This window comes from Neisseria perflava (assembly GCF_019334725.1).
Taxonomy (GTDB): domain Bacteria; phylum Pseudomonadota; class Gammaproteobacteria; order Burkholderiales; family Neisseriaceae; genus Neisseria; species Neisseria subflava_A.
In genome coordinates, this window is record NZ_CP079818.1 from 2021809 (window position 1) to 2041019 (window position 19211).

Below are 19211 nucleotides of genomic sequence, written 5' to 3' on the forward strand. Positions count from 1 at the left end.
TAATAATACTTTAGAACTATAAAAATAAATCTTTTATTAGTAGACATGAAATATAGGAAAATCAACTTAATCAATGACCATCTTTATATTGTTAACTTATTTATAATAATACTCAAAACAATTTCTAATATTTTATTTAGCATATATTTAATAGAATATAATCTGACTTAGATTTTCATAAGCCGTCTGAAAATATCGAAAATACTTTAACCTACCCTTGCAATAATAAAATACAGTCCCTGCAAAAACAAAAAGAGCCTGTATAAAACAGGCTCTTTTTCAGGCTAATCTTAAGTCAGATTAGAATTTGTGACGCAGGCCAACAGTACCAGCAGTTTTCTCGTATTTGTTGTCGCCTTTGCCTTCTTTCAACCAGCCGGCAGAAACCAGAGCAGAAGTGCGTTTAGAGAAGTCGTAGTCAGCACCAACGATAACTTGGTTGTAAGCGCTGTTCTCTTGTTTCACGCCTTCTTCTTTAGCTTTAAAGCCGTGAGCGTAAGAAACACGAGGAGTTACATTACCGAAGCGGTAAGCAGCAGTTGCACCAACTTCAGTACGTTCGTTTTTCTTAGCACCAGCTACGTCAGCTTTGAAGCCTTCGTATTGACCTACAACAGCAACCATCAGGTTGTTAGCATCGTAACCAGCAGTCAGACGGTGAGCTTGGTGATCTTTATAAGTACCAGCAGTCAAAGTAGTGTTGCTGTTGAACGCATCCAGGTAACCAGAAGTCAAGTCAGCACGTTTAGCATAAGAACCAGCGTAGCGACCGAAGAAGCCAGAGTTTTCGTAGTTCAGACCCAAGTCGTAAGACTCACGGCTTTTCACAGTGTGAGTGTATTTGTCGCCAGGGTTAGCATTGTCACGAGGTTGGTATTGTACGCTTGCGCTGAAACCACCCAATACAGGAGTATCGTAACGTACAGATACTTTACGAGAATCTACACGTTTGATTTTACCCAATTGCAGAGCGTCTGCGTTAGCATCACTAGATTCCCAAGGGTCGAAGCTATCGCTGCTGTCGTTCAGAGCAGTATTCAAGTTACCGGCACGAACTTTACCGAAACCGCCTTCCAAGCCCAAGAAAGATTCACGGTTAGCGAAACCAGAGTCACCACCGGCGATAGAAGTTTTTTGTTCAACTTGCCAGATAGCATTCAGGTTGCTACCCAAGTGTTCGTGGCCTTTGAAACCGATGCGAGAGCCGAAGTCAGCAATCTCAGTAGCAGTTTTAGAAGAAGTCTTACCCTCTTTTACTTTAGAAATTTCTACGCCAGCTTTAATTTGACCGTACAGAGTTACGTCAGCCATAGCTGCAACAGGCAGGGCAGCCAGAGTCAGGGCAATCAGGGATTTTTTCATTGCTGTATTCCTTTTCTATTGTGAAGAAATAACTTAAGCAGACCGGACAATCCGCTTAGGCTTACTTTATCGCTGGAATCAGCGATTCCATGACTGTCACTATAATTGTTCCTTTCTAAAAAAACAAACTTTATTCAATTCCCCCCCACTACCGTAGAAACCAAATAAAGGTAGAGACAACCCAAATAATGGAAATTTATTATTTAAAATCAATGATAAATTTCTTCAAAACCCAAATTTGCATTTTTACAACACTTTATCAGTTTACACATCAATCACGCTATTTTGTTGCTTTTATACCAACAATCCGCAGTCAGGCCGTCTGAAAATCATTACCTAGAACGCTCATCCACTCGGGCAAAGATAGTTGTGTCACCCCAAACTCATCAGGATAGTCAACACCTGTTAAATATAGACCATCAGACATAAAAGTTGGCGGAGCCTTCAATCTGCTTTTTGCATGAAAGACCGACTCAAACTCATCTACACTGATTCTGCCACTACCTACGTACACCAATGCCCCCATAATATTGCGTACCATATGATGCAAGAATGCATTTCCATGCAAATCAAGGCACAGATAGCGAGAAGTTCCACTAATCTTTGTACTATATAGTGTCTTTATAGGGGACTTCGCCTGACATTCGGCCGCTCGAAAGCTGGAAAAGTCATGTTCCCCCTCCAACAAGGCAGCAGCCTGCCTCATCAGATTTAAATCTAATTTCAAATGCGTCCACCCTACTCTGCCAACTAATAATGGAGAACGAACCGGTGAAGATTCCAATAAATAGCGATAATGGCGGCCATAAGCATCAAATCGGGCATGGAAATGAGGTACAACTTTTTGCGCAACCAACACAGCAACACCATCAGGCAAATGTGCATTGACACCACGCACCCATGCTTGCTCCGGACGACTTACTGACGTATCAAAATGCACCACTTGAGCAGTTGCATGCACACCCGTATCCGTCCTTCCCGCAACAATAGTATTAATTTGCTCCCTTGCTATTGAAGACAACGCCTGCTCTAAGGCCGTCTGAACAGTCGGCAAATCTCCGGCCTGTTTTTGCCAACCATAAAAACGGCTTCCATCATAAGAGAGGGTCAAAGCCCAACGCTGCATCAGATGCCCTGTTGTATTTGCTTGTTCAGTCATTTCTTATACTTCTTGTAAATTGATATTGTTGCCTACGCTTAAGCAACAAATATTAAAAAGGCGTGATCAACACACGCCTCCATTATGTATTTCAGACGGCCTTCATCTTCAACCATCACATAAAGCTGAAATCTTACCCAACTGATAATAGACTCAGCCAAAATCTTGCTTTTTAATTTACCATAAAAAAGATGCCGTCTGAAACGGCATCTTCATTTTACTGGTACTTATACGCCAAGCTCTTTCATCAGTTTTTGGGCTTTATACAGAATATCTCCTTCAGCCTCTTCAATCAGCGCTTGCAATGTTTCTCGAGCCGCTTCAGGATCACCGATTTCGATATACATCTTAGCCAAATCATATTTGGCTTCAAGCGGTGCAGTCATACCGACTGATTCTGAAACAAAGCCTCTTTCACTATTGCTTTTATCGGCAGCCACTGAAACATCTTCAGCTCCCCATTCCAATGCACCTTCTTCAATCACAAACTCAGAAGCAGCTTCTTCTTTCTCTACTTCTTCTTTGGTTTCTTGAATTTGCAAGTCTTGATCTTGCTTGATATCGAATGGCAACACATGGCCGTCTGAATCTTCAGGGGTATCTACCGTAAACTCGAGTGGCTCTTCATTTCTTGACTCGAAGACTTTTGTTTCTGTCGCAAAATCAAACTCATCAAATGTATTTACCTGCTCTTCTTTACGTTCAGGCATAACAACGGATACCGGCTGATATGGATTTTCCGGTTCAGGCTCGTACACGCTTTCTGTTGATTCGATACTATCCCAATCAGCATAGCGACGTTGCTCTGTCTCTGCATCATGCGTTACTGCACCTGAAAGAATACCTGTCTGACTATTGTCAATCTTACCCAAATCAAGTTTAACATCATTAATAGTGGAAGATTCTTCTACTTCATTGATGACCACATCATCTTCGAAATCGTCTTCGATAAACAGACCGTCTTGAATTTTTTCAGACGGCGTTACTTTAGTTGTAGCAACCGCAGCAGCTGAAGCAGCAACATTTTTCTGTACAGCCTTTTCTTCATCCTTACGGCTTACAGGCGCTGCTTCCGGCTCATCTTTACGTTTACCGGCAGCTTTCAACAACAACCAAGCAGCAATAAGGGCTGCACCGCCTGCCAATAACCATTTCCATAAATTACCATCTGATTCGCTTTCTGTTTGCTCCGCGACAGAATCAGTGGTTGCAACAGGCTCAGAAGCCACTATATTCTCTTGAGCATCGGAAGCCATAGCTTCTTGAATATCGGACGCAGGAACAGTCGATGCGGCTTTTTCATTAACCGCTGCAGATGCTGCTTGTTCTGTTTGTTCAGCTGAAGCTTGTTTTACTTCTTCCTGTTGCTGTGTATTTACGCCAGCATCTTTAACCTGAGCTTCAGTTTGAGCATCAGGCTGAACAACAGGTTTTTCTGTTTTAGCCTCTGTTGTATTAGCGGTTTCATTAGCTTTTTCTGTTGCCGTATTAGTTTTAGCAGGAGCAGAAGCAGCCAAGCGTTGCAATTCGCTACGGTTTGGAATATTCAGTACTTTACCTGCCAACATACGGTTGGCATTATTATCAATAAACACATCCGGGTTGGCATTTACCAAAGCCTGGATGGTTTGATCCAAGGTCATACCTTGCGGACGGATGCTCGACGCAATGGCCATCAGGGTTTCACCCGTACGCACCAAATGCTGTCTGCCTAAACGTGAGGCAGTGTCGTTTTTAGCAGAGGCCGTCTGAACTTGTTTTTTCTCAGCCTTACGCTGCACATCCTTACGCACCTGAGTGGCCTGATTACCTGCTGCTTTATTATTTTTCGTTGCAGGCTGTTGGACATTACGTGTCGGCTCGGAGGATTGAGATTCAGTGGCCGGACGGGTACGAACAGATGCAGCATCTTTAGAATCATATCCGGCCGGATCGATAATGGCGGTGTATTCACGCGATTGCGCGCCGATACCTACTTGGAAAACCAAAACAGGATCTTTGATGGCTTGAGAAGAGCGGATAGTAACGACTGCCTTATCGCCTGATTTGCGTACCGCCGCGCGCAAATTGCCATTTGAAATAGTGGCCTTACCGCCATTGAGCAGAGCCTGAGCTTCCTCACCAGTCACAGTGATACTGCCTGTAAAAGGCTCACCCAAATGAGATTGAACATTCAAGCCCCCCAAACCCGCAGAGGCACTGAGCGATGTCATTAAAGCGATAGAAGCTGTAATTAATTTAATATTGTGATGTTTTTTCAAAACGGATCCCCTGTTCGAAAATTATGGTACTAACCAATGTGCGCGCATTCAACCATATATTTACTAGATATTACGTCATGATATATTTTTAACCTATTCCTGCCAAGCAATAGAGGCTATTCAGCCTAAAACTCCTTAGCAAATCTATTACTTTTGCATGCTTGTGTTTCTTTTTTACAAATTTCGCTAACCCAAAACAAATATTTTATATAAATATATGTGGTATTAAAGTCATGGGGAAAGGTGCAAAAAAACACATCTCCCTGTATGATTAGCATTTACTCAATTAGTTTCATCATTAATATATGAAGATTTTGAGCGACTTATTCGCCGTATTCTTATTTTTCATCACATATATCATCACCAAAGACATGATTGCCGCAACGGCTGTTGCGGTTATAGTCGGCATTGCCCAAGCTGCGCTGACCTTTTGGAAACACCGTAAACTGGATACCATGCAATGGGTCAGCCTGATTTTGATTGTCTTTTTTGGCGGCGCAACGATTCTGCTGAAAGACAACCGCTTTATCATGTGGAAACCGACCGTTCTGTTTTGGATCGGCGCCATCGTCATGCTGTTCAGCCACCTTGCCGGTAAAAACGGGCTTAAAGCCGTCATGGGCAAAGAAATGCAGCTCCCTGATTTTGTATGGACGCGCCTGACTTATGCATGGATTGGCTTCCTGATTTTTATGGGTGCGGCCAACCTCTTTGTCTTTACGTATTTTCCAGACCAATGGGTCAATTACAAACTGTTTGGCACATTGGGTTTTACAATCATTTTTTCCATCGCACAGGGTATGTATCTGATGCGTTTCCAGCCTAAGGAGGATCAATAATGGAATATTTCATGCTTTTGGCAACTGATGCCGAAGATGTCCACGAAGCACGCATGGCAGTACGCCCTGCTCATTTAGCACGCTTAGAAGAATTGAAAGCGCAAGGCCGTCTGCTGACTGCAGGCCCCAATCCTTTACCAGATAATCCAGAACGCGTTTCCGGCAGCCTGATTGTGGCTCAATTCGAATCTTTGGACGCTGCACAAGAATGGGCTGAACAAGACCCTTACGTCGATGCCGGCGTATACGCAGAAGTATTGATTAAACCCTTTAAAGCCGTATTCAAATGAGCAATATGCGTCAAATTATCGAGGAACGCCTGCAGGCGCTTGAGCCTGAGTTCTTCGATTTTGAAGATGAAAGCCACCTGCACGCCGGCCATGCCGGTAATAAAGGCGGCGGGCATTACGCCATAGTGGTGGTCAGCAACGCATTTGAAAACATTGGCCGCCTCCAGCGGCAACGTATGATTAAGCAGCTTTTACAGGACTTGTTTTCAGACGGCCTGATTCATGCACTCAGTATCAAAGCAGCCACGCCGGACGAATACTTCCATTAAGATTACTGCCCAAACTTTGATTTCCAATCATTAATTTAAAAGAGAAATACGATGAAAAAAACCTACTTTGCTTCAGCCTTGATGCTTGCTCTGACTTCCGGCACCCTGTTTGCCCAAACTTTGGTGACCGTCAACGGCCAAGCCATCGACAGCAGCGTTATCGATGACCAAATCGCTTCCGTACGCGCCAGCAACCCGAACGTTCAAGACACTCCTGAATTGCGTCAAATGCTGACTGAACGCCAAGTTATCAGCACTGTTGTTACCCAAGAAGCTAAAAAATTAAAACTGGATCAAAGCGCTGAATTCAAAACTGCATTGGAGCAAGCGCGTGCCGATGCCGCCAAACAAGGTGCAGATAAAAAAGCCACATTCAAAACCGAATGGGCAGTTTTCGAAAATGATTTGTTAGGCCAAGCTTTCGCGGCGCATATCGTCCGTCAATATCCTGTCCAAGAAAAAGATGTCAAAGCCGCTTACAACGACTTCAGCAACTTCTATAAAGGTACTCAGGAAGTCCAACTGGGCGAAATCGTGACCGACAGCAGCAGCAATGCCCAAAAAGCCATTGCCGATTTGGATGCGAAAAAAAGCTTTGTTTCGATATTGAACCAATACTCAATTGACGAAGCGGCCAAAAAAGCCGGCGGCATCCCTAAAGCTTATGTTCCGCTTAAAGATTTGCAAGAATCAGCGCCTCCGCTTTACGCTGCTGTCAAAGACCTGAAAAAAGGTGCACACACTAAAACTCCACTGCAAAACGGTAATTTGTACGCCGTTTTCTATGTCAATGACCGTCGTAACGTTACTGTACCTTCTTACGAAGCCGCTAAAAACGAGATTGGCAACGACTTACAGGCAGCCCGTGTTGATGCGGCCATTCAATCATTACTGAAAAAAGCCAGCATCAAAGTCAACAAATAATATAAGGTGCCCGCCGTGATAGCGGCGGGCAATAAGGAACTCACATGAACATCAAGCCCAAAACTGCCGTTTTGGCTATCCTCGCCTTGTCAACCGTGAGCTTAGCAACCGCCAAAGCGCCTGAAATCGATCCCGCCCGTATCGACAGCATGGTCGCCGAAGTATTGAGACAGGCCGATCAACATCCCAACCAGACTGCCAAACCCGATGGCCAGGCAATCCGCAAAGATGTGGTTACACGTTTGCAGACTTTGGAAATTTTGAAAAATGAAGCCATCAAGGCTGGTTTGGACAAAGATGCGGAAGTGCAGAATCAGCTTAAAAACGTTGAAGCTGAGTTTTATGCCAACCAATACGCTGCCTATCTAGAACGCCAAACCGCGGTTGACGATGCTGAGTTGCGCCGTTTCTACGACCAGCAAACACGCATTATCAAGCTGCAACAAGTCAGCTTTGCTTCAGCCGACGAAGTACGCGCCGCGCAAGAACTGCTGCTCAAAGGCTTGTCATTTGAAGAGCTGATGAAACGCTATCCCAACCCCGAACAAGAGTTCGACGGCTTCATCTCTCCGCAGCAGCTCTCTCCTCAACTGGCTACCGCTTTTGCTGACATGAACCGAGGCGATGTAACGCATGAGCCGATTCAGATGGAAAGCCGTTTTTATCTGTTTAAACTCAGTGCAGTAGAACGCGATCCCAATGCCGAACCTTTCGAACTGGTACGCAATCAGATTGCCCAAGCCGTTAAACGACAAAAAGTCGAGAATCAGATCGAACGTATCTTAAAAGAAAACGACATTAATCCGTAAATTAATTCAATGGTTTCAGGCCGTCTGAAACTATATTTAAACCCCAAGGGCGTATCTTACGCCCTTTTTTACAAACTTCTTTTATTCAAAAACATCATGCGCGCTGTTATCCAAAAAGTTACCCAAGCTAAAGTTGACGTTTTGTCCGAAAACTCCTGCGAAACCTGTGGCGAAATCAACAACGGATTTATGATATTGATCGGCGTTACCCACACCGATACAGAAGCGGACGCCAAATACATTGCGGATAAAACCGCCAACCTACGTATCTTTGAAGACGAAAACGGCAAATTAAATTTATCGCTCAAAGATGTCGGTGGCTCGATATTACTGGTTTCTCAGTTTACCCTTTACGCCGATGCGCGCAGCGGCCGCCGTCCGTCCTTCTCCAATGCTGCCCCTGCCGAACAAGCAGACAAGCTTTATCAATACACCGCGCAACTTTTGCGCGAACATGGATTGACTGTCGAAACCGGCAGATTCCAAACCCATATGCAGGTCTCCCTTTGCAATGACGGGCCGGTTACCTTATTGCTTGATTCGCAAAAAACATTCTAAATCCCATAGGAAAAGGCCGTCTGAAATATTTCAGACGGCCTTTCCATTTCTGATCATTACTAAATCAAGCCTTGCGCTTTCACCCAGTTCACAATATCTGCCTCAACGGCTTCAGGCGAACCCGGATTGTCAATTTTGACACCGTACTCATCAGCACCCAGCTCTTCCAAAATCTCCAGCTGAGAATCCAGCATTCCGGCTTTCATATAATGCCCCTGACGCGACAGCATACGCTCAAGATTGATTGCTTGAGGCGGAGTCAAATGGATAAAAGCCACCTTCCCTTCTGCACCACGCAGAATATCGCGGTATTGGCGTTTGAGTGCGGAACAAGTAACGATGGAATATGTTTCCCCATTTTTTGCCTGCTCCGTCATCCAGTCACGCAAATTGCCGAGCCATGGGTAGCGGTCTTCATCCGTTAACGGAATACCTGCACCCATTTTATCGCGGTTGGCTTGGGTATGAAAATCGTCGCCTTCAGCATACGGACATTGGTTGAGATGTTTTTGCAAAGACAGCGCGGCAGTGGTTTTACCGCAACCGCACACGCCCATCATGACAAAATGTGTCGTCATTTTTCTACTCCTTGTTTATCTAGATTTTAACGGTATTTAAAAACGGGCGGATTGTGTTATCTCAAAAACACTATCCGCCCGTTCTTCCGATTAAACCAAAACAAACAACACTGACGATAAAGCAAAACCGATGAGTGCGATAAGTGTTTGGTTGACCGTCCATGTCTTCAAGGTCGTCGGCACATCCATATTCAACAGACGGCCGACAAGCCAGAAACCGGAGTCGTTAAAGTGGCTGCAACCAACGGAACCTGCCGCCGTAGCCAATACCACGCAAGTAATCTGCCAATCGCTGAAACCTGCCGCCGCAACGGCCGGTGCCATCAACGCGGCAGCGGTAGTCAATGCAACGGTCGCAGAACCTTGCGCAATACGCAAAGCCAAAGCCACCAAGAAACAACCCAGCAAAACAGGGATACCCAAGTCCGCCATACTGTCGGCCAAAGCCTTACCGATACCGGAAGCACGCAACACTCCGCCGAACATACCGCCCGCACCGGTAATCAAAATGACCGAGCAAACCGGACCCAATGCGCCATCAATGGTTTTCTCCAAAGCGCTGGCTTTTTCGCCACGTTTGCCACCCAATACATACAGGGCTACCAAAACAGAAATCAGCAAAGCAATCGGTGTCGAACCGATCATGCGACCAAATTGCACCCAGCCTTCATCTGCACTGACAACTTTCTCACTGATTAAAGTGGACAAACCGGTATTTAAGAAAATCAACAGCATAGGAATCAGCATAATACCAACAACGGTAGATGCTTTTGCAGGCGCTTTCGGTTGGTCATTATCTTGCGTACCACCACTGATCAGATCAGGAACAGGTACATGAATGCTGCGACCCAAAACTTTACCCAATAAATAGCCGCTGAAATACCAAGTAATCAAGGCAACAGGCAAACCCAAAATCAGCAGTTGACCAATATTTGCGCCATAGAACTCAGAAGCAGCAATCGGGCCAGGATGAGGCGGCAGGAAGACGTGCATGACCGAAAATGCGCCAATAGACGCCATCGCGTATGGCAGAACGGTCTGCTTCATACGGCGTGCCGTTGCAAACACAATCGGCAACATCACCACCAAGCCGGCATCAAAGAAAATCGGGAAACCAAAAATCAAAGAAGCCACGCCTAAAGCAAATGGTGCACGATTCTCACCAAAAATCTGAATCAGCGCATCTGCCAAAGACTGAGCGCCACCGGAAGTTTCCACCAAACGGCCGAGCATTGCGCCCAAACCGACCAGCAACGCCACGCTGCCGAGCGTACCGCCGAAGTTTTTGACCAATACATCATTAACAATGCTGCCCATAGGCAGACCTGTTACGATGGCAGTCAGCAGGCTGACCAATACCAACGTCAGCAAGGCATGAACGCGCAGTTTTACAATCAAAATCAAGATTAGCAAAATCGCTGCCGCGGCGATACCGAGCAAGGTACCGGCACTCAGCGTTTGAGTCCATCCATCCATTTTGAAGCCTTTCTCTGTAAGAAAAATACAAACTTATTAATGTTTCTTAACACACTTAGATAAGATAACACATTTCACTATGGGTTCATATGGATGGATTTAGTCAAAATATAAATTTCTCTTTTTCAAAACCCTTTTTGCAAGATGCTTGATAACTAAGAATAGCAAAGAAAAAACAAAGGCAATAAAAAGGCCGTCTGAAACGTAGTTAATTTTCAGACGGCCTGACATCATTCTTCTCGATAAAATAGAAACGAATATTTTTTCAATTACCTAAAATCAAGTATTTTCGGCTTATGCCTTGGTAAAAATCACCCCATTTCCCAAACGTAATTCCGGCAGTTTGGTATTAAAATCCAGCCCATTGAGGCATGAGGGACTGTTACACATTACTGCTTCGATTTCGGCAAAATCCTCGGTCAAAAATTTTAGCCGAATCAAAAGAATCTGGGCAGTAATGTTTTACGACTCCCCAAACATCCATCATACTTTTTCTTAAAAACTGAAGTGCGATGATACAAAGGCCGTCTGAAAAATTCTTCAGACGGCCTTGATTCTTAAACTTCTGCCGGTGGTTGCGGTGTATCTTCATCTTCCTGCTGCGTTTTCGCTTTGATAAAGCGGCTGAACCAAATGCCTGCTTCGTAGAGCAGAATCAGCGGAACAGCAAGCAGGGTTTGAGAAATTACGTCAGGCGGCGTGATGATTGCAGCCACGACAAACGCACCGACAATCACATACGGACGCGCATTCTTAAGCTGTTCAGTCGAAACAATGCCCATTTTTGCAAGTAACACCACAACGACGGGAACTTCAAACGTCGTACCGAATGCAACAAACATGCCCAAAATAAAGGACAGGTATTTGTCGATATCGGTCGCCATATTGACGCCGACAGGGGTTACCCCGGCCAAGAATTTGAAAATAACGGGAAATACCAAAAAATAGGCAAACGCCATACCGACAAAGAAAAGCGTCACGCTGGACAACACCAGCGGCGTAATCAAGCGTTTTTCGTTTTGGTATAAGGCAGGAGCGACAAACGCCCAAACTTGATACAGCGTGTGCGGCAACGACAGCAGAAATGCCGCCATCAGAGTAACCTTGACCGGCACAAAAAACGGCGCGATCACATCGGTTGCAATCATGCTGGTATCTTTAGGCAGATTGGCCATCAATGGTTCGGCAACAAAGGTATAGAGCTGCTGGGCAAACGGCATCATACCCAAAAAGCAGACGACGATACCGATGACGATCCACATCATGCGGCGGCGCAGCTCGAGAAGATGCTCGATAAGCGGTTGGACGGGTTGTTCGTGTTGAGGTTCGGACACCGGTTGACTCACTTTTTACTTACGGACGCGCAGTTTGGGTTTGGCGTGGAATTTCGGACGCATATCGCGTTTGCGGCTCATCGCCTGCTTACGCAAAGAAGTCGTATGCAGCGAAGGAACATCGGCGACAGGGGCTTCGACATAGCTGACTTCGACCGCCGGAGTGGGTGAAACCGATGCGGTCAAATACTCACGCCAAGCGCGGTCTTGCTCGGACTCGGCATTTTCAGCCCCGACAGGCTCTTGAGTTTGCGCTGCTCCACCCTCTTCAGGAACTTGGGCCGCACTTTCATTTTCAGTGCTGCTTGAAGCCAAATCAGGCAGAGGATTACCGAACTCGTCCACGCCAAAATCGGCAGGCGTTTTCTGTTCGGGCAGGCGTTCCCACGGCTTGAGGCCGTCTGAAATATCGCTCAGATTTTTTTGTGCATCGTTGCCCAAGTCTTTGATACCGTCGCGAAACTCGGATGCGGCGGTTTCAAATTCCTGCTTCACCTTGCGCAATTCGTCCAACTCAGCCTGAGTGTTGAGTTCCTGCTTGACGTTATTGACGAATCCTTGCAATTTACCGACCAAACGCCCAGCCGTACGCGCGGCTTGCGGCAGACGTTCGGGGCCAAGCACTATCAGGGCAACAACGCCGACCAGCAGCAATTCGCCCAAACCGAAATCAAACATGGATTATGCTTTGTCTTCGTCTTTTTTGTGTTCGATGACTTCGTCTTTTTTGGCATCTTTGCCGTCTGTACCTTCGTTCAGGCCTTGTTTGAAGTCATGCACTGCGCCGCCGAGATCTTTGCCGACGTTGCGCAATTTTTTGGTACCGAATACCAAAACGACGATAATCAGTACGATAATCCAGTGCCAAAGAGAGAAGCTACCCATGATAAGTCCTTGAATTTGTTTAATTTAAAAAGAGATAATAATTATGCGGGCGTACCCATGATATGGATATGCAGGTGGAAGACTTCTTGTCCGCCGCCTTTGCCTGTGTTGATCAGGGTTTTGAAACCGTCGGTCAAACCTGCCTCTTGGGCGATTTGAGGGACTTTCAACATCATTTTACCCAACAGGGTTTGATGTTCGGCAGTGGCGTGTGCCAGTGAATCGAAGTGTACTTTCGGAATCAGCAGCAGATGTACCGGCGCGGCAGGACGGATGTCTTTGAAACAAAGCATCTCATCGTCTTCGTAAACGGTTTGTGCCGGAATATCTTTGGCGGCGATTTTGCAGAAAATACAATTATCCATAATGGCTCCAATGGCCGTCTGAAAACGGGTGCAACGGGTTTCGCCAAACAAAGTGAAATCGTTTTTGCCCCAAGAGACGGATTCTGAAACAGGTCAAATACGGGATTGTAATATAAATTCAAGATTCTTTGCGAGAAGCTTTTTCCACCAATCCCGACAAACCTTGACGGCGCGCAAGCTCGTTGACCACATTTTCGGCGCGCAATCCGTGATGCGCCAATAAAACCATGGTGTGAAACCACAAATCCGCCACTTCGTAAACCAAATGTTCGCCGCCGCCATCTTTAGAAGCCATCAAGGTTTCGCCCGCTTCCTCGATGACTTTTTTCAGAATCTTGTCTTCGCCTTTGTGCAACAGTTGGGCAACGTAAGAAGCATCGGGATCGCCGCCTTTGCGCGAATCGATGACGTTTTGGATTTGGGTAAGGATGGTATCGGTCATGGTCGGTTTCTCTTATTTCTTTCAGACGGCCTTAAGGATGTTTATATCCGTAAATTGCTTCTTCGTCTTTCAACACGGCATCCACTGTCTGCCATGCACCCTCTTGCCAAACTTTGTAAAAGCAGCTTTCACGCCCGGTATGACAGGCAATGCCGCCGTTTTGTTCAATCAACATAACCACAGCGTCGCCATCGCAATCCAGGCGCAATTCGTGTACTTTTTGCGTATGCCCCGACTCTTCGCCCTTCATCCATTGTTTTTGGCGGGAACGGCTGTAATAGTGGGCAAAACCGGTTTCTACGGTTTTTTGCAGGGCTTCTGCGTTCATCCAGGCGACCATCAGCACACGGTGTGTCTGCCAATCTTGGGCAATGGCGCAAACCAAACCTTTTTCATCAAATTTTACGGCATTCAGCAGCGTTTCGTTTATATTCGACATTCGCGTTTTTCTCCCATATTTTTCAGACGGCCTTTGGGTAGCAATCACAAACGCACTTCAATTCCTGCTTCACGCATGGCCAGTTTCGCTTCGCGGATACTCGCTTCGCCAAAGTGGAAAATACTGGCGGCCAATACCGCATCTGCCTTTCCGTCTTTAATGCCGTCCACCAAGTGTTGTACCGAACCGACGCCACCGGAAGCAATGACCGGAATATCGACCGCTTCACTGACCGCGCGTGTCAAAGGCAGGTTAAAACCTTGCTTGGTGCCGTCCCGATCCATACTGGTCAGCAAAATCTCGCCCGCACCGCGCCGCTGCATTTCGACAGCCCATTCCACCGCATCCAAACCGGTCGGATTACGTCCGCCGTGGGTAAAGATTTCCCAACGGGTATTTTCAGGGTTGACCGCTTTGGCATCCACGGCAACGACAATCGCTTGTGAACCAAAAAAACCGGCCGCTTCATTTACCAAATCAGGATTGGTTACAGCGGCCGTATTGATGCTGGCCTTATCGGCACCGGCATTAAGCAGGCGACGGATATCGGCAACCGTACGCACACCGCCGCCGACCGTCAATGGAATAAAAACTTGTGATGCGACTGCCTCAATAACGTGCAAAATAGTATCGCGATTGTCGCTGGAGGCAGTAATGTCCAAAAAGGTCAATTCATCCGCGCCTTCATCGTTGTAGCGTTTGGCAACGTCAACCGGATTGCCTGCATCGCGTAAACCCAAAAAGTTGACACCTTTTACCACGCGACCGTCTTTTACATCCAGACAAGGAATAATTCGTTTTGCCAATGTCATACTCAATACCTCTTATCCGTTCTCAGGCCGTCTGAAACCGTCAGGCCAAAAATTTGCTCAACCAATCCGGCAAATGTTGCAACAGCTGAAAATAACCAATCCCCGCCATCATCGCCAAAACGCAGGAAATAATGAAATTGCTGTCGATGCGACCGACGATGGAAAAAATCAAACCGGCAAATGCCCATATTATCCCGTTGAAAATCATCCAATAGGTATCGATAATCGGCAAATCAAACGCCGTCAGCTGCCGCAATATCACTGCAATCAGTGTAAACCACAAACTTTCACTTAGTGGATACACTTCGCGGTCGGATGACCAGATAATCCAAAAACCCAAAACAAACGCTTCAAGCATACTAATCCCTTAATAAAATATCGATTGGGTTGTTTTTATAATTATTTCAAACAGATATAAACCCATGACCTATACAGGCAATCCCTTTGAGTGCATTTTTGTGTGCTGCGTCAGCCGCTGCGTTTTAATGGCCTGCAAGGTCTTATCCGCATAATCTGACACACTTAAGCCAAAGAATCGGCCAGTTTTTGCGCCTGTGCAAAATCAATGCTTCCCTCATAAATTGCACGGCCGGTAATTGCACCGCTCACGCCTTCGTTTTCAACGGCACACAATGCACGGATATCATCCAAATTCGTCAAACCGCCGGAAGCGATAATCGGAATATTCACGGATTGGGCCAATTTGACGGTAGCTTCGATATTCACGCCGCTCATCATGCCGTCGCGGCCGATATCGGTATAAATAATGCTGTTGACGCCATCGTCTTCAAAACGCTTGGCCAAATCGACGACATGATGCTCCGTTACCGTTGCCCAACCGTCTATCGCCACCATACCGTCTTTGGCATCCAAGCCGACGATAATCTGACCCGGAAAGGCCTTACATGCTTCGCGCACAAATTCAGGATTTTTTACCGCGGCCGTACCGATAATCACATCGGTCAGACCCAAATCCAAATACTTTTCGATGGTGCCCAAATCACGGATACCGCCGCCAAGCTGTACCGGAATATCTTTGGCTACGGCGGCCAAAATTTCTTTAATCGCCGGAAAATTTTGAGGAACGCCTGCGAATGCGCCGTTCAAATCAACCAAATGCAAACGGCGTGCGCCTTGATTGCGCCAATGCAAAGCCATCTCTGCCGGTGAATCGGAAAACACCGTCGCCTGCTCCATCAAGCCTTGTTTTAAGCGAACACAGCGTCCTTCTTTCAAATCAATGGCAGGTATCAACAGCATTTTCTTCTCCTCTATTCAATTTCAGTATATTTTACACAAATTAGCGATTTTTAGCAGATTTATGTTAAAAGCCTCAAATCTGCCAATTTAAAAAATTACGCAGCAGCAGCAATCCTGCCTGATGGCTTTTCTCCGTGTGGAACTGTGTGGCAAACACATTGTCCTTACCGACAATGCAGGCAAATTCATTCGGATATTCGCTAACGCCTAAAACAATCTCTTCATTTTTCGGTGCAAAATAATAGCTGTGAACAAAATAGAAATACTCGTTTTGCCCAATGTCTTGAAATAAAGGATGCGGACGGGTTTGGCGCACTGTATTCCAACCCATATGCGGCACTTTCAGACGGCCTCCTTGCTCATCGGTTTGATTGGGCAAAAACCGTTTTACTTGACCTTCAAACCAACCCAAACCATCTGTATCGCCTTCTTCACTGTGTTCAAACAATAATTGCGCACCTACGCAAATTCCAAAAAACGGCTTGTTTTTCAGGCCGTCTGAAACCGCCTCACCCAAACCGCTTGCCTCCAGCGCCGACATGCAATCCGGCATGGCACCCTGCCCTGGAAAGATAACCTTATCCGCCGCCATCACCTCTTCAGGCCGCGAAGTCAGATAAACCTCGGCATTTTGATTAGACAAAACCTGCGCCGCCTGAACAGATTTCAATACTGAGTGCAGGTTTCCCATTCCATAATCAACAATCGCTACTTTCATTGCTTCTCCTCAGGCCGTCTGAAAACATTTAATGATTAATATAATAATAAGAATGATTGTAGCAAAAGATGGTTTAAAACAAAATATTGTCGATATACAAGACAAATAATAAAGGCCGTCTGAAATCCCGATCGGTTTCAGACGGCCTTTATTCATTCACACGATGCCTTATTCTTCAGATGCGGCTTCTGCTTCTTCCTGAACAGACTCTTCGCTCAGCGTACCTTTGGTAGAAGGCGTTTGACCCATCATGCGCGGATCGTATTCAACCGCCATGCGCAATGCGCGGCCGAAGGCTTTGAAAACAGTCTCGGCTTGATGATGTGCATTACGACCTCTAAAATTATCGATGTGCAAGGTCATCATGCTGTGATTCACAAGGCCGTGGAAAAATTCTTCAAACAAATCAACATCAAAACAGCCGATCAGGGCGCGGGTAAAGTCGATGTTGTACACCAAGCCAGGGCGGCCGGAAAGGTCGATGACTACACGGCTCAACGCTTCATCCAACGGAACATAGGCATGACCATAACGGGTAATGCCGGCTTTATTGCCAAGTGCTTGTTTCAAGGCCTGACCCAATACGATACCGATGTCTTCAACCGTGTGATGGTCGTCAATGTGCAAATCGCCTTTGCAGGTAATATCCAAGTCAATCAAACCATGACGCGCCACTTGAGCAAGCATGTGTTCAAGGAAAGGAACGCCGGTATCCAAGCGGTATTTGCCGGTACCGTCAAGGTTGAGGCTAACGGTAATTTGGGTTTCGCAGGTATTGCGGGTAACAGTAACAAAACGGCCTTCAGTTGAAACACCAGCTTCGGCTGTTTCGACAGTTTGTTTTTCCAAACGCGCCGCTTCAACTGCTGCTTTTTCTTGGTCTTTGCTGTGATCACGGTTCAGCCAGCCTTTGCGTTTGTGCATACCGGATTCCAACTTCGCAGCCAGGCTCGGACGAATGCCGCGTGCAGACTCATCGCCTGCTTGTTGTTCCAAACGGCGTTTGAGCTGAGACAAAGAGGCGGAGTTTTCATAACCGCATGCGCGTGCGAGTTTGGTCAATGAGCCGGCTTCTTCAACCAGTAACAGAAAATTGGTCAAATGCAGTTGAGCTTTGTTCATAATGGTAGTTTCCTTGAAATCAAAGATTGGGGTAAAGGTTTCTAATAACGGCCAAGACGGCATCATTTTGCGCTGCCGAGCCTATGGTTATGCGGACACACTGATCCAAAAGCGGATGGCTGCCATGCAGTTTTTTAATCAGTATGCGGTTTTGCTTCAATGTTTCAAACAGCTCGTTCGCATCAGGTACGCGAACGGTAATAAAGTTGGCTTCGCTCGGAAAAACTTCCAAACGGTTTAATTTCAACAATTCATTCATCACGCGCGAACGCTCGTTTTTTAATGTATCAATGTTTTGCTGAATGATTGGATGATGCTTCAATGAGAATTTCGCCGCCGCCAAGCTTAATTGATTCATATTGTAAGGCGGAAGGATTTTGGCCAGTTCACCCATAATGCTTGGGCTTGCCGCCGCATACCCCATCCGTAAGCCGGCAAAGCCGATTTTACTGATGGTGCGCATTACGACCAGGTTTTCGACTTCGCCCGCCCACGGAAGGAAACTGTCATGATGAAACGCACCATATGCCTCATCGACAACCACAATGCCGGTATCCGCACGAATGACCGCCTCTACTTCTTCTCGCTTAAAGCACACGCCGGTAGGATTATTGGGATAGGCAATAAAAATTAATGACGGCTGATGTTGCTCGATAGCGGTCAAAACGGCAGGGAGATTTAAAGAAAAATCTGGATTTAAGGGAACGCCGACATATTCCATGCCATAAAGCGCGGCATTATGACGATACATAACGAAACTTGGCTCAATACCCAATACACGCGCATTTGGTTTGGCAACCAGCATAGTCAAAAATTGGATAAGCTCATCGGAGCCGTTACCCAATGCGATTTCCGCTTTATCGGGAATACCGAAAACCTCCCTCAATTCTTCATAAATACCGCTCTTGGCAGCATGGGGATACAAATGAATCGGCGCCTGCTTTGCCAAGTCCGCCCATTCCGATAATAAAGATTCATACCCGGCGAAAGGATGATGCGGACACTCCATGGCGTCCAACTTAATAAAACCTTCCGGCAAATCAGCAACCTGATAGGCTGTCATTACTTTAATATCATCACGGATAACATCAGCAACGCGATTCATGGTTTTCTATCCTCCTGAGATAAAGTATTTAGAATAATAGCACAATCTTTATTAAATATATATATTAATAAGACTATAAAACAAGATAAAGTTTCATTCGTTTGAAGAAAAAACAATAAATCCTTTCTTCAGCATCTTTAAGCAATATTCTTGGCTTACCCCGCCTTTTTAGCGGTATAATTTTAAGTTTTCCAGTACGGCTTT

23 protein-coding genes are annotated in these 19211 nt (G+C 46.0%); 6 read left to right on the forward strand and 17 right to left on the reverse strand.

Annotated elements, in window-relative coordinates; genetic code table 11:
* Positions 1 to 300: 300 nt before the first annotated feature.
* The 3 genes from porB to LPB400_RS09670 all read right to left on the reverse strand — a co-directional run bounded on the left by porB (position 301) and on the right by LPB400_RS09670 (position 4734).
* Entirely contained in the window at positions 301 to 1362 is a 1062-nt protein-coding gene (gene porB / locus LPB400_RS09660) for a trimeric porin PorB (protein WP_219088832.1), read from the reverse strand.
* A 313-nt stretch (positions 1363 to 1675) separates the two neighbouring features.
* A complete protein-coding gene (gene truA / locus LPB400_RS09665) occupies positions 1676 to 2521 on the reverse strand; it encodes a tRNA pseudouridine(38-40) synthase TruA (RefSeq protein ID WP_070824311.1) in 846 nt (281 codons plus the stop codon).
* A gap of 227 nt (positions 2522 to 2748) precedes the next feature.
* Positions 2749 to 4734, reverse strand: coding sequence for a FimV/HubP family polar landmark protein (locus LPB400_RS09670; RefSeq protein WP_107810942.1), 1986 nt, complete (start codon positions 4732 to 4734; stop codon positions 2749 to 2751).
* A gap of 353 nt (positions 4735 to 5087) precedes the next feature.
* Between LPB400_RS09670 and LPB400_RS09675 the strand changes: the two genes are divergently transcribed.
* The 6 genes from LPB400_RS09675 to dtd all read left to right on the forward strand — a co-directional run bounded on the left by LPB400_RS09675 (position 5088) and on the right by dtd (position 8471).
* Positions 5088 to 5621 (forward strand): septation protein A, encoded by a 534-nt coding sequence (locus LPB400_RS09675; RefSeq protein WP_070585001.1) that lies wholly within the window; start codon positions 5088 to 5090, stop codon positions 5619 to 5621.
* Positions 5621 to 5911: a YciI family protein gene (locus LPB400_RS09680; protein WP_107792352.1), complete on the forward strand. Its 291-nt coding sequence runs from the start codon at positions 5621 to 5623 to the stop codon at positions 5909 to 5911. Before LPB400_RS09675 ends, LPB400_RS09680 begins: the two co-directional genes overlap by 1 nt.
* Positions 5908 to 6180: a BolA family protein gene (locus LPB400_RS09685; RefSeq protein ID WP_070460214.1), complete on the forward strand. Its 273-nt coding sequence runs from the start codon at positions 5908 to 5910 to the stop codon at positions 6178 to 6180. Before LPB400_RS09680 ends, LPB400_RS09685 begins: the two co-directional genes overlap by 4 nt.
* 51 nt (positions 6181 to 6231) lie before the next feature.
* Complete coding sequence (locus tag LPB400_RS09690; protein ID WP_070460209.1) at positions 6232 to 7104, forward strand: peptidylprolyl isomerase; 873 nt, start codon at positions 6232 to 6234, stop codon at positions 7102 to 7104.
* A 44-nt stretch (positions 7105 to 7148) separates the two neighbouring features.
* Positions 7149 to 7913 carry a peptidyl-prolyl cis-trans isomerase gene (locus LPB400_RS09695; protein ID WP_070460208.1) on the forward strand — a complete coding sequence of 255 codons (765 nt, stop codon included), beginning with the start codon at positions 7149 to 7151 and terminating at the stop codon, positions 7911 to 7913.
* A 96-nt stretch (positions 7914 to 8009) separates the two neighbouring features.
* Positions 8010 to 8471 (forward strand): D-aminoacyl-tRNA deacylase, encoded by a 462-nt coding sequence (gene dtd / locus LPB400_RS09700; protein WP_070460225.1) that lies wholly within the window; start codon positions 8010 to 8012, stop codon positions 8469 to 8471.
* A 59-nt stretch (positions 8472 to 8530) separates the two neighbouring features.
* Here the strand turns inward: dtd and LPB400_RS09705 are convergent, their stop codons facing one another.
* The 14 genes from LPB400_RS09705 to hisC form a co-directional block, all read right to left on the reverse strand.
* On the reverse strand, positions 8531 to 9049 hold the full coding sequence (locus LPB400_RS09705) for a gluconokinase, GntK/IdnK-type (RefSeq protein ID WP_070460206.1): 519 nt from the start codon (positions 9047 to 9049) through the stop codon (positions 8531 to 8533).
* A gap of 90 nt (positions 9050 to 9139) precedes the next feature.
* The gene (locus LPB400_RS09710) at positions 9140 to 10525 is read right to left on the reverse strand and encodes a GntP family permease (RefSeq protein WP_070460203.1); all 1386 of its coding nucleotides are present in this window, start codon (positions 10523 to 10525) and stop codon (positions 9140 to 9142) included.
* Between the two features lie 557 nt (positions 10526 to 11082).
* A complete protein-coding gene (tatC, locus tag LPB400_RS09715; protein WP_070460201.1) occupies positions 11083 to 11859 on the reverse strand; it encodes a twin-arginine translocase subunit TatC in 777 nt (258 codons plus the stop codon).
* A gap of 15 nt (positions 11860 to 11874) precedes the next feature.
* The gene (gene tatB / locus LPB400_RS09720) at positions 11875 to 12537 is read right to left on the reverse strand and encodes a Sec-independent protein translocase protein TatB (RefSeq protein WP_070460199.1); all 663 of its coding nucleotides are present in this window, start codon (positions 12535 to 12537) and stop codon (positions 11875 to 11877) included.
* Positions 12538 to 12540: 3 nt separating this feature from the next.
* Positions 12541 to 12744, reverse strand: coding sequence for a Sec-independent protein translocase subunit TatA (tatA, locus tag LPB400_RS09725; RefSeq protein WP_003679438.1), 204 nt, complete (start codon positions 12742 to 12744; stop codon positions 12541 to 12543).
* 41 nt (positions 12745 to 12785) lie between these two features.
* The gene (locus LPB400_RS09730; RefSeq protein ID WP_003748648.1) at positions 12786 to 13109 is read right to left on the reverse strand and encodes a histidine triad nucleotide-binding protein; all 324 of its coding nucleotides are present in this window, start codon (positions 13107 to 13109) and stop codon (positions 12786 to 12788) included.
* Positions 13110 to 13227: 118 nt separating this feature from the next.
* Positions 13228 to 13551, reverse strand: a complete 324-nt coding sequence (locus LPB400_RS09735) for a phosphoribosyl-ATP diphosphatase (RefSeq protein ID WP_070460197.1) — start codon at positions 13549 to 13551, stop codon at positions 13228 to 13230.
* Between the two features lie 31 nt (positions 13552 to 13582).
* Positions 13583 to 13990: a phosphoribosyl-AMP cyclohydrolase gene (gene hisI / locus LPB400_RS09740; RefSeq protein WP_070460195.1), complete on the reverse strand. Its 408-nt coding sequence runs from the start codon at positions 13988 to 13990 to the stop codon at positions 13583 to 13585.
* 44 nt (positions 13991 to 14034) lie between these two features.
* Positions 14035 to 14802: an imidazole glycerol phosphate synthase subunit HisF gene (hisF, locus tag LPB400_RS09745; protein ID WP_070460193.1), complete on the reverse strand. Its 768-nt coding sequence runs from the start codon at positions 14800 to 14802 to the stop codon at positions 14035 to 14037.
* Between the two features lie 40 nt (positions 14803 to 14842).
* The gene (locus LPB400_RS09750) at positions 14843 to 15160 is read right to left on the reverse strand and encodes a multidrug transporter MatE (protein ID WP_070460191.1); all 318 of its coding nucleotides are present in this window, start codon (positions 15158 to 15160) and stop codon (positions 14843 to 14845) included.
* Positions 15161 to 15324: 164 nt separating this feature from the next.
* Entirely contained in the window at positions 15325 to 16062 is a 738-nt protein-coding gene (hisA, locus tag LPB400_RS09755) for a 1-(5-phosphoribosyl)-5-[(5-phosphoribosylamino)methylideneamino]imidazole-4-carboxamide isomerase (protein ID WP_070460189.1), read from the reverse strand.
* Between the two features lie 73 nt (positions 16063 to 16135).
* The gene (hisH, locus tag LPB400_RS09760; protein ID WP_070460187.1) at positions 16136 to 16780 is read right to left on the reverse strand and encodes an imidazole glycerol phosphate synthase subunit HisH; all 645 of its coding nucleotides are present in this window, start codon (positions 16778 to 16780) and stop codon (positions 16136 to 16138) included.
* Positions 16781 to 16948: 168 nt separating this feature from the next.
* Positions 16949 to 17902, reverse strand: a complete 954-nt coding sequence (gene hisB / locus LPB400_RS09765) for an imidazoleglycerol-phosphate dehydratase HisB (RefSeq protein ID WP_070460185.1) — start codon at positions 17900 to 17902, stop codon at positions 16949 to 16951.
* 19 nt (positions 17903 to 17921) lie between these two features.
* Positions 17922 to 19007 (reverse strand): histidinol-phosphate transaminase, encoded by a 1086-nt coding sequence (gene hisC / locus LPB400_RS09770; RefSeq protein ID WP_070460183.1) that lies wholly within the window; start codon positions 19005 to 19007, stop codon positions 17922 to 17924.
* Between the last annotated feature and the right edge of the window lie 204 nt (positions 19008 to 19211).